Annotated in this window: 8 protein-coding genes; 2 read left to right on the forward strand and 6 right to left on the reverse strand. The window is 32.9% G+C overall.

Annotated features, from left to right (window positions below; translation table 11 throughout):
* The first annotated feature begins 38 nt into the window (after positions 1 to 38).
* Positions 39 to 2720: a M16 family metallopeptidase gene (locus tag B2217_RS01140; RefSeq protein WP_291122005.1), complete on the forward strand. Its 2682-nt coding sequence runs from the start codon at positions 39 to 41 to the stop codon at positions 2718 to 2720.
* Between the two features lie 218 nt (positions 2721 to 2938).
* Positions 2939 to 3955, forward strand: a complete 1017-nt coding sequence (locus B2217_RS01145) for a hypothetical protein (RefSeq protein WP_038331054.1) — start codon at positions 2939 to 2941, stop codon at positions 3953 to 3955.
* A 73-nt stretch (positions 3956 to 4028) separates the two neighbouring features.
* On the opposite strand, the gene B2217_RS01150 is transcribed toward B2217_RS01145, so the two are convergent.
* From B2217_RS01150 to B2217_RS01175, 6 genes are all read right to left on the reverse strand, one after another.
* A complete protein-coding gene (locus B2217_RS01150) occupies positions 4029 to 5630 on the reverse strand; it encodes a class I SAM-dependent methyltransferase (RefSeq protein ID WP_221853989.1) in 1602 nt (533 codons plus the stop codon).
* 129 nt (positions 5631 to 5759) lie between these two features.
* Positions 5760 to 6371 carry a PepSY-like domain-containing protein gene (locus tag B2217_RS01155; RefSeq protein WP_291122006.1) on the reverse strand — a complete coding sequence of 204 codons (612 nt, stop codon included), beginning with the start codon at positions 6369 to 6371 and terminating at the stop codon, positions 5760 to 5762.
* A gap of 79 nt (positions 6372 to 6450) precedes the next feature.
* A complete protein-coding gene (locus B2217_RS01160) occupies positions 6451 to 7839 on the reverse strand; it encodes an alpha-amylase family glycosyl hydrolase (RefSeq protein WP_291122007.1) in 1389 nt (462 codons plus the stop codon).
* Between the two features lie 26 nt (positions 7840 to 7865).
* Complete coding sequence (locus B2217_RS01165; RefSeq protein WP_291122008.1) at positions 7866 to 9521, reverse strand: alpha-amylase family glycosyl hydrolase; 1656 nt, start codon at positions 9519 to 9521, stop codon at positions 7866 to 7868.
* Positions 9522 to 9683: 162 nt separating this feature from the next.
* Complete coding sequence (locus B2217_RS01170) at positions 9684 to 11861, reverse strand: glycoside hydrolase family 97 protein (RefSeq protein WP_180905803.1); 2178 nt, start codon at positions 11859 to 11861, stop codon at positions 9684 to 9686.
* A gap of 28 nt (positions 11862 to 11889) precedes the next feature.
* Positions 11890 to 12072, reverse strand: a 183-nt coding sequence (locus tag B2217_RS01175; protein WP_291122009.1) for a hypothetical protein, incomplete at its 5' end; no start/stop codon positions are given.

Consider the following 12072-nt stretch of genomic DNA (forward strand, 5'->3'; position numbering starts at 1 on the left):
TATGTCTGGTTTTTGCCTTTGCAAATTCACCATACTTAATGGCTCAAACGAAATCTGGAAACGCAACTTTTGTGACGCAAGTAGAAGGAATTAAGGAATACAAACTACCAAATGGATTACAAGTTTTATTAGTCTCTGATCAATCGCAAAGTAATGTTGTAGTAAATATTGTTTACAATGTTGGTTCTAAACACGAAGGTTACGGTGAAAAAGGAATGGCGCATTTGTTAGAACATATGTTGTTTAAATCAACAAAAAACTTAGGTGATATCAAGAAAATGTTATCTGACAAAGGTGGACGTGCAAATGGAACGACATATTATGATCGTACAAATTATTACGAAGTTTTCCCATCAAGCGACGAAAATTTACGTTGGAGTTTGGAAATGGAAGCTGATCGTATGATTAATGCAACCATTAAACAAGAAGATTTGGACAAAGAATTTTCGGTTGTACGTAATGAATTTGAAATTGGTGAAAATGATCCGTCAAGTGTTTTAATGGAACGCGTTATTTCTGCTGGCTATTTATGGCACAATTACGGAAAATCTACAATTGGATCTAAAGAAGATATTGAGCGTGTAAAAACACCACAGTTGCGCAAATTCTACGAAAAATATTATCAACCAGATAATGCAACCTTAATTATTGCTGGAAAATTTGACGAGAAAAAAACGATGGAATATGTGAATCAGTATTTTGCTTCGATTCCAAAACCAACGCGTGTTTTAGACGAAGTTTTAACAGTTGAACCAGCGCAAGATGGTGAAAAATTTGTTGAAGTAAAACGTGCAGGAGATTCACAATCTGTTGGTGTAATGTATCACGTTGCGGCATATAGCGATAAAGATTATGCAGCTATTGATGTTTTAAATAATATTTTGACTTCAGATCCTTCGGGATATTTGTATAAATCTTTGGTTGACACACACAAAATTGCTTCTATTTGGGCGTATAGTCCAGAAGTTCGCGATGCGAGTTTCTTCTATATTGGAACTGAAATTCCAAAAGAGAAAAATATCGAGCAAACGAAAAATGATATTCGTGCAGAATTAGACAAAGTTGCTACAATTAATTATACTGATCAAGATGTGCAGCGTGCGAAAACAAGTATTGTGAAAAACATCGAAAACCAGAAAAATAATACAATTAATTATGCCATTGGTTTAACTGAAATTGTTGGTGCTGGTGATTATCGTTTAGGTTTCTTGTACCGTGATAATATTGAAAAAGTAACCAAAGAAGATGTAAAACGTGTTGCTGAAAAATATTTTAGAGCGAATAATAGAACAGTTGGAACTTTTATTCCGACGAAAGATGAAATTCGTGTAAAACCGACTGAATTAACGAATAAACAGATTACAGAATTAGTTTCGAATTACAAAGGTCGTGCAGTTGAGAAAGAAGCAAAACCATTTGAAGCTTCAATCAAAAACTTAAAAGCTCATTATGCAGAAGGAAAATTGAACAATGGTCTAAAATATGGAATCATCGACAAAGAAATTAAAGGTGAAAAAGTAATTCTTTCATTTAATTTACCTGTTTCGAATGAAAAAGATTTGGCAAACAAAGGAATGATCGGTCAATTAACGGCTGAATTGTTAATGTCTGGAACGAAGAATTTAACAAAAGAACAAATCAAAGATCAATTAGATGCTTTAAAATCTTCGGTTGGATTTAGATTTGGAGGACAAAATTTATCTGTAACAATTAATACGTACAAAAATTCATTAGACAAAACAATGGATATCGTGCGTCAAATCATTACAGAACCAACTTTTCCTGAAGCTGAATTAGCAAAATCTGTAAATGAATACACAACATATTTAGATGCAAATACAAACGATCCGCAAGCATTAGCCTTCAACGAAATTAGTCGTTTAACATCTAATTATCCTAAATCTTCTATTTTTTATACAGCTTCTTTTGCTGAAACAAAAGATGATTTAAAGAAAATCAAACAAGCTGATTTAGTTGATTTTTATAAAAATATTTTAGGTGCACAAAATGGTGTTGTTTCTATTATTGGAACAAATGACAAAGCGAAAGTTGAAAAATTATTAAACGATACTTTTGGTAAATGGAATAGCAAATCGAAGTACGAAAAAGCGTATCCAACTTTTACAGCAACGAAAAAAGAGGATAAACTTTATAACATTCCAGACAAAGAAAATGCTGCTGCAGTTGGATCAATTAACTTCAAAATGAATCGTGAAAGTGCTGATTACGCCGCAATGGTTATGGCAAATGAAATGATTGGAAGTGGAGGATTTTTATCTGCTCGTATTCCAATGCGATTAAGAGAAAAAGAAGGAATCAGCTATGGTGCAGGTTCATATGTTTCGATTCCAAACGATCCTAAAAACGATGTAGCTTCTTGGGGATATTATGCATTTTTAAACCCTACAAAACGTGAAGCAGTTGAAAAAGCATTGAAAGAAGAAGTTGCAAAAGCATTGAAAGATGGTTTCACAGCGGACGAATTGAAAACAAATATTGTAAGTTGGAAAAACGGTCGTACAACTTCTTTGGGAACTGACGGAACTTTGTTAGGCTTATCGAATGGTTATTTATTGAATGGAATTACGTTTGATGAATTTGATAATTTAGAGAAAAAAGTAGATGCTCTTAATGTAAACCAAGTAAACGAGGTTTTCAAAAAGTACATTTCTTTAGATAAATTAACTTCTGTTTACACAGGAACTTTTGATAAAAAGTAAATACAATTCATATTAATTAAAAAAAAGCTTCAGAATAATCTGAAGCTTTTTTTATGATTTATTTAGAATAAGAATCTGCATAATTATTCATTTTCGGTCTAAAATGTGAAAAAATTTGTTAAAAAATCCTCATTTTAACATCATACTAAGTTTTTGGCATCATAATTTCTTAACACTAAAAACAATAAAAAAACAATTAACCTTAAATAATAGTTCATATGCAAGGATTAGAAGAAAACAATCAACCAACAAACAAAGGAAAAAATGGTTTAGTAGTTCCTTTGGCATTAGTCGGAATATTATTAGCAGGAAGTGTAGGATATAATATTTATCAAGCAAATCAGATCGGAAATCTTGAAAAAAATGAATCTTTAAATTCTCAAATCCTTAAAAACGAAACAGGTCAAAAGGATCAAATTCGTAAACAATATGATTCGATTTTAAACGACTATACACAATATAAAGCACGCATCGAAGATCGTAACAATTTATTGAGCGATAAAGAAAATATGATTCAGTTAAAGAATCAAGATATTCAAGAAATTTTAGATAAAGACAATCCAACTGCAGAGGAAATGAATCGTGCTCGTAAAATGATTAACGATTTAGAAGGAAGTGTAAAAAATTACAAATCTGAAGTTGCTCGTTTACAAAAAGAAAATGCAATTCTTGTACGTAGCGTTGACGAATTAAATAATAAAAATTCTGCTTTAACAACAGACAACAACAATTTAAGAGAAAACAATAAAGAGTTAACATATAACTACGAAACAGAAAAAAGTGTTCGTCAAAAAGACAATGCAATTTCGAAAGGAAAGATCAATGAATTAAGTTCAACTTTATCTGTTTCTAATCAACAAATCAAAGGAATTCGTGTAAGAAATAGCGGAAAAGAAGTTGAAAAAACACGTGCAAAACGTATTGATAAAATTCGTGTTTCTTTTGATGTAGATCGTAATTCGAGAACAGAATCTGGAGACAAAAAATTATATGTTGCTATCTATAATCCTGACGGAACATTAGGAAGATATGGAAATGCGCAAGGCGGACAAATTGAATTGAGATCTGGAGATACAGTTAATTTCTCTGATGCAATCAACTTTAATTACACAAACGGACAAACAAAAAATATTACGTTTGATTGGGAAAACGAGGAATTCCAAAAAGGAGTTTACACGTTCAATGTTTACGAAAATGGATTTAAGATTAGTCAAGCAAAAATAACCCTAAACTAATTATTGACACAAGACTAACCAAGAAAGCTCAGCAATTGCTGAGCTTTTTTTGATTTAATATATCTTTTAAATATTATCGTTTCAAAAGATTGATACTAACAGTTGCCAATTCACTGTTTGGATATTTTTTGAACAATGTTTTATCTGGAACTAAACCAGTTTCTTGACAAATTCGATGAAAAACATCGACTTCTACAATATATTGATCCGAAAATCCATGCGTTGCATCATACGCTGTTGCAGGTGTATTTCCTAAATTCTCCGCCGTTAAATCTGGAGCAATCGTATGTAATTCGATCAATAACAAACCAAATTTATCTACATAAGGCGCCCATTTTTTGAGATGATTCAATAAATTTTGTTCCACATCATTATTTGACAATCGTTTTCCTCTAAACGCAAAAGCTCCTGTAGAAGCACTAATTCGATTTGTTTTGATATCTTCTACATCTTCCCAAATTCGATTATGATCTAAAAATGTTCTAATGTTTAATAAATCACTCAACTCTATTGAATAATCATTTTTCAAATCTGTTGCCAAACGATCTGGATCACCAATATCACCCCAAATCACTTTTGCCCAAATATCATTTTTAATTAAATTGGCACGCGTTACTTTCAGCGCTGCTTGATTATAATCTGCACCAACCAAAAAAAGTGGATATTCGTCGAGATGTTTTCCCCGTAAGGTTTGACGTTCTATCACATCATACAAATGTTGTAAAAGCGCTCCATTCCCGCATCCCATATCCAAAATTCCTTTCGGTTGCTCTTCTATTGGACGATTAAAAATATCTACAATAAACTCATCAATCACTTTGAAATAAGTGGAATGCGCTCCTCCACTACCCCAAACATTCATTTCGCGATTCACGTGTTGTTCATCTTCGCCTTCGGTAATTTCACGCAATTTTGTTGGCGAACCAAAAAGCAAATCATTCAACTTCGCGAACATTGGTAAATAAGAAACTGTAACACCATAAGATGTTGCACGGCGCGCAAAAAATAATCCTATTTCTGTGAATTTATAGTTTTTTTCGTGTTTTGTAAACCAACCTAATTCGGTTAATCGTTCCAATATTTTCTCGAAAGTTTGTGGGTTTTTGTGAAATTCATCTGGATTGAAAGAAGCTTCCATAAAGTATTTATGAAACAAACCACTCATTCCCATTCGCACAATAATTGGTCCAACTAAAACGCCTTCGATATGTTTGGTAATTTGATAATGCAAAGGTTTTTCAAGAAACTCTTCGTCGTCAGCAGTCATCAAATAAGTTTTATATTTATCAAATAATTTAATCCATTTTTTACAAAATTCATCCGAAAAATCATGTTGATTAATTACTTCATTTTCTGCCAAAAAAACAGCTAAATCATGGTAAATATCAACATTAGTAAATGCGCGATCTGAATATTTATTGGTTTGAATCTCGACGCTATTTTCTGCATTATTCACTGAATATTCTAACATATTCTGCGAAGCCAACACACGCAAAGCAACATTTAGGTAACCTTCGTTTGCCTGAAATTCGTTTGTCAATTCTTCTAACTGTATAGTTTTACGCTCGACGATATAATGCAAAGCTCCTTTTTTAGCCAAAGCACTTAATACCGGAGCCGTTACCAAACCATCGAGATGTCTAAAAATTAACGATCTCAAATATTTTTTATCCATTTTGGGCGATTTTTTCTACTATAAATATATTGAAAATTGCGAAAAGTTGATGTGAAGGTTATTGTAAAATTTTAAAAATTAGAAATTAAAAAAAACCTCATCTATTGACAAGGTTTTTGATGTATTTGATTAATCAATTTTGATAAAATTACCATTCAAATCAAATTTCAAATCGACATTATTTTGTAACAATTCTACTTTTATTTCTTTGTCTTTTGTATCCATTTCAATTGATTTCGCATCGATTTTAGGATATTTTGATTGAAGATATTTTTGAATATTATCTGGGAAAAATTTAATCGGAATCGCTTTTCCTAAACCATTTTTCACCTCCTTCCAATCACCATTATCTGTAAATTCTATTTTTGTTCCGTCTTTCAACTGAATATTATATGTTGTGATATTGCGTTCAACTTCTTTTATCGCATTCACAAACTCCATATTACCAAAGTTTTTCGAAACAAAATTTTGTGCATTAATAGGTAAACTATTTGCTGAAATCACCGTTTCATTTGGATCAATATTTACCGTTTTTTGTTGACCATTATCTTGTAAAAACTCATAAGTATTTTGTGAAGTCGATGACTCTGGATGATTCGCAATATCACTTTCCGAAACAATTGGCTGTTCTGCAACTTCAGATTTACTTGTGATAACTTCTGAGTTTTCTGTTTTCTTCGATTCGCACGAAGAGAAAACTAAGCTTAAAATGGCGGCTGTTGATAAAATTATTTTTCTCATGATTTGGATTTTAAACGTTTATCAACAAGCATTATACCATAAAAAAAGCTGATTAAAAATTTAACCAGCTTTTAAGAATTTATTTTTTCTTCTGAACTAAAATCAGGTATTCCCAAGGTTTTAATTTCAGTTTTGTTGTAGCATCAAATGTCACATCTTCGTTGTTCATAAAATTTTTGTACACACCATTAATTGGAACTGTAATTTCTTTATTTGCTTTCGTAAAATTCGCAATAAAATAAGCTTCTGTCGTATTTTTTTGACGTTTGAACGCTAAGATAGATTTATCATCAGATGTTTTCAAACGTTCGTAAGAAGCCGCTTTTTTCGCTCCATTAAACGCTTCATTTGTGATTTTTAATTCTCCTAACTTTTCGTAAACGCCACGCATTTTTGCTGTTGAATTACGATCAATAGAATCTTTGACAAAGAATTTTAAACGACGATTAAAATCTTCTTCTTGTCCATTATAAATCAAAGGAATTCCTGGTAAAGTATACGTTAATGCAGCAAATGTTTCGACCGCATCACCCATTCTTTCGTACTCAGTTCCAGCCCAAGAATTTTCGTCATGATTTGATGTGAATAATAATTTATAATCATCCGCTTGCCATTTTTTCGGAATCGAATCCATGTACGCATCAATCGCAGAAACATTCTTTTTACCTTTTGCAATGTCATTCATGATATGATGAATTTCCCAACCATAAGCGGCATCGAACGCATTATTTGCTAATAAATCTGGCTTCTCTGTTTCACCTAACATAAAAATTTCGCGACCTTTTGCCAATTGTGGTTTTGCTTCGTTCCAAAAATCTGTTGGAACTTCGTGCGCCATATCACAACGGAAACCATCAATTTTGAAATCATCTAACCAATATTTCATATCGGCAATCATCTGTTTGCGCATTTCTTTGTTATCGAAATTTAATGCCACAACATCCGACCAATCGTAAGGAGAATGCATTTTTCCGTTCTTATCTTGTTCGTACCAATCGGGATGTTGTTTTACCCAAGGATGATCCCAAGCCGTGTGATTCGCAACCCAATCCAAAATCACATAGATTCCGTTTTTGTGCGCTTCATCAACTAATTTCTTAAAATCTTCGGCATTTCCAAATTCTGGATTGATTCCTCTATAATCTTTGATCGAATAATACGAACCTAAACCTTCTTTTCGATTTTCTTCTCCAATTGGATAAATAGGCATAATCCAAAGGATTTTAACACCTAATTTCTTGATATTCGAAATCTCTTTTGTTACCGCCGCAAAAGTTCCTTCTGGTGAAAATTGACGAACATTCACTTCATAAATCACAGAAGTTTCTGCCATATCAGCCGTAAAAGGTAAAATACCTTGTTGTTTCATTTCAGTTTTAACGTCTTCTGACTTTGTTTCCTTTTTGCTTTCACAACTTGTCAAAAACAAAGTTGTCATCAAGGTTAAACCAACTATTTTTTTTATCATTTTTTCTTCTATTACTTCTCAAAAAATTAATTAACTTTCTCTAATAACACAATATCAGAAGTTGTATTCAATTCTAAATTTCCGTTCACAACTTTTCCAGAAAAACCTGAATAAGCATCGCGAACTTTGGTACCATCTTTCCAAACAGAACTTACATTAATTGTGTTTTTACCAATTGGCATTTCTAAACCAATCACCACTTCGTCTGTCTTATATTTTCTTGTAAAAATATACGGAGAATTTTGCAAATCTGTTTGATTTCCTGCTCCAACTGCTGGATGATTTCGTCTAAATTGTCCTAATTTTTGGTAATGATTCAATAATGATTCCGTTTCTGAATTTGGTTTAATATCTTCCCAATTCATATTCGAACGAAGATTTGCATCTCCATCAACACCTTCAATCTCTAAAGGACGAGCCGTTTCGTCTCCATAATAAATTTGCGAAATTCCTGGCGCCAACAACAATCGAGTTCCAGCGTCCCAAGGATTTTGACGATCTTTATCAAAAGGCGAACCATCATCGTGCGAGGTAATATAGCTCATCACAGATTTTCCTTTCATTTTGTTTTGAAGAATATCATTGTATCGATCAAAAACAGTTTGATTAGATTCTTTCTGAGTTGAACGCAAATTGAAATTGATTAACGCATCAAATCCATTCTCGAAATAATTAACCGTTTTATCAGGAAAATTATATTGTTGACCATCATTAATCGAATATCCATAAACTTCTCCTAACAAGAAAAATTTATTCTGATCCAATACTTTTGTAGGATTATTCGCTTTATATTCTGCGAAAGCATCTTGACAAATTTCCTCGAATTTCTTCCAAACATTTTCTTCTGTATGTTTCACCGTATCGACACGATAACCATCAATTCCGTAATTACGAATGTAATCTGAAAGCCATTTCATGATATAATATTTCGGTGCTTTTGGAAGGTTATATTTCGCGAAAAAAGCATTCAATTCAGCAACTTCTTTGTCCAAACGACCTTCTTGCGACCATTTTGCTAACAATTGCGGAGGTAACATCACATCATTTTCTGATTCCGTTAAAATGTCTGGTAGATTTTTCACCAACGTACATTCAATTGTCGTTTTGTAAGACTCATAGGTACATTGTGGTGAAACACGAACCCAATCAGCAGGAAAAACACCGTCCGAATTTGTGACTGGACCTGTGTGATTAATCACCGCATCCAACATAATACGAATGCCTTTCGCATGCGCTTTGTCAACTAATTCTTGCAACTCTTTTTCAGTTCCCCAGTTTTTATCAATCGACGTCCAATCTTTTGTCCAATAACCGTGAAATCCATATGTTTTTCCTTGTCCTTCGTCTACAAAACCGTGAATTTGCTCTACAATTGGCGTCATCCAAATCGCATTAACTCCTAAATCTGAAAAATAATTATCTTCTATTTTATTGATTACTCCACAAAAATCTCCACCTTCAAAACCTCTTAATTTAGCAGTTTCGGCAGTTCTTCCGTAATTGATATCATTCTTTTTATCTCCATTCTCGAAACGATCAGTCAACAAAAAATAAATATTTGCACCATTCCAAACAAATGGTTGTTTTTCTGAATGATTTGTCTGCGTAGCTTGTGTTGTTGTTTTTGAGCAAGAGCTTAAAAACAATGAAGCTATTCCTAACGTGAAAAATATTTTTTTCATAATTATGTTGTACGCTTTAAGTTCTACGTTTAAAGTTTTTTTACCCAACTTATAACGTAGAACATATTACTTTTAGATTCCTCCATTCGTCGGAATGACATTTACTTTATTGTCATTCTGAAATTATCGAAGAAGCTTTTTTAATTTCTTGTCAAGATGACTTTATTTAATCTCTTTGATACTAATTGCAAAACCTCCACCAGCTTGAGATGTTAAATCTAAAACAGATTTTGAATCAACCTTTTTTGTTTCGATTTTATAGGCTTGAGGATTTGTTTTGTAATGCGCATCTTTTGCATCAGCATAGATTTTCGCTTCGTATTTTTTCCCTTTATCTAAGAAATCTAACTTGATTTTCGTTGAACGAGGCGTTTCACCATTTACATTTCCAACAAACCAATTATTCGAGTTTTTGTCTTTACGTGCAATTGTTAAATATCTTCCTGGTTCAGCTTCTAAATAGTTAGAATCTTGCCAATCTACAGGCACATCTTTGATAAATTGAAATGCATCAGAAAATTGTTTGTAATGCTCAATAATATCAGCAGCCATTTGCAAAGGCGAATACATTGTCACATATAAAGCCAACTGATTTGCAATCGTAGAATTAACGTGCGAATGGTTGTTTGGATTTAATTTCTCCACATCCATTTCGAAAATACCAGGCGTATAATCCATTGGTCCACCTAAAAGACGCGTGAAAGGTAAAACTGTTACGTGATTTGGTTTAGAACCTCCAAAAGCTTGGTATTCTGTTCCACGCGCAGATTCATTACCGATTAAATTTGGCCATGTACGCGCAACTCCTGTAGGACGAACCGCTTCGTGAGCATTAACCATAATTTTATATTCAGCCGCTTTTTCGATTGCATATTGATAATGATTAATCGTATTTTGGCTGTAATGATAATCTCCACGAGGAACGATATCACCTACATATCCACTTTTTACAGATGTATAACCGTTATCATTCATGAATTTATAGGCTTTATCCAAATGTCTTTCATAATTACGAATTGATCCAGACGTTTCGTGATGCATCATAATTTTTACACCTTTTGATTTTGCGTAAGCGTTTAACATTTTTACATCAAAATCTGGATAAGGCGTTACAAAATCGAACACATAATCTTTGTGATTACCGAACCAATCTTCCCAACCTTCGTTCCAACCTTCAACTAAAACAGCGTCAAATCCGTTTTCTGCAGCAAAATCAATGTACTCTTTTACATGTTCATTATTTGCTCCATGCTTACCGTTTGGTTTCGCATTTTTATAATCGGTTACACCTAATTGCACCGTCGGGAAATCATCTGTATATGCCCAAGAACTTTTTCCTGTAATCATTTCCCACCAAACACCAACGTATTTTACAGGTTTGATCCAAGAAGTGTCTTTAATTTTTGAAGGTTCATTCAAATTATAAACCAATTGCGGCCCTTTGAAAGCAACTTCTCGTGCATCATCACTCGCAATAATTGTACGCCAAGGCGTATTGAAAGGTGCCTGTAAATAACCTTTATCACCCAAAGCATCTGGAGTTAACCAAGATTCAAACGTTAATGTTTTATCATCTAAATTTAAACTCATTGCAGGATAATTAATCAACGCAGCTTCGTGTAAATTGATATAAAGTCCATTTGTTGCTTTCATCATCAAAGCTGTTTGTACACCTGTTTTAGAGAAGGCTTGTTGAGATGCATTTCCAATATAAGCTTTATCAAATAATCCTCTAATTTCTGATAATTTAGATTCTGTGTAATCGTATTCTTGCGTATCATAATCACCAGGAATCCAAAAAGCAGTGTGATCTCCCGCCATTGCAAACTGAGAATGTTCTTCTTTGATCACAAAATATTTTAAATTCTTTTGTTCTGGAAATTCATAACGGAAACCTAAACCTTCGTTGAACAAACGAAAACGAATAATCATTTGACGATCTGTATTTGGTTGAGAAACCGTAACAGCTAATTCGTTAAAATTATTTCTGATTTTATCTACTTCTCCCCAAACTGGTTTCCAAGTTTCGTCGAATGTTGACGTTTTAGTATCGATGATTTTAAACCCTGATAAAAAGTTTGCAATATCTTTTGCCTTTTCATCTTCTACGCGATCTTGCACTGCAAAATCCATTTCTTTGTGTTTTGTTTTAAACTCAAAACCTAAATGACTTGGTTTTATAACATCTTTACCTTTGTACTTTAACTGATAAGTAGGTTTTCCGTCTTTAGACAACGAAAAATCCATCACAAAATTTCCATTTGGTGATTTCAACTCTTGTCCATAAACCATATTCATCATCGCGATTCCTAACCCCAGTATAAACTTAAAGTTTTTCATATTTCTTGTTTTTGTTTTATTGTCTGTTTTATGCTTTACGCCTAATGCTTAAAGCAATAAATTTCTTGTCAAGCTGAACTTGTTTCAGCTTCTCATCGTCTACTTTATGCGATCCTGAAACGAGTTCAGGATGACCTTGTTTATTCGTCATTTCGAGTGATTCTGATAAGAATTGTATCGAGAAATTAGACGAATATTCACATCTTACTTC

The organism is Empedobacter sp. UBA7620 (assembly GCF_002484185.1).
GTDB classification, from domain to species: Bacteria; Bacteroidota; Bacteroidia; order Flavobacteriales; family Weeksellaceae; genus Empedobacter; species Empedobacter falsenii_C.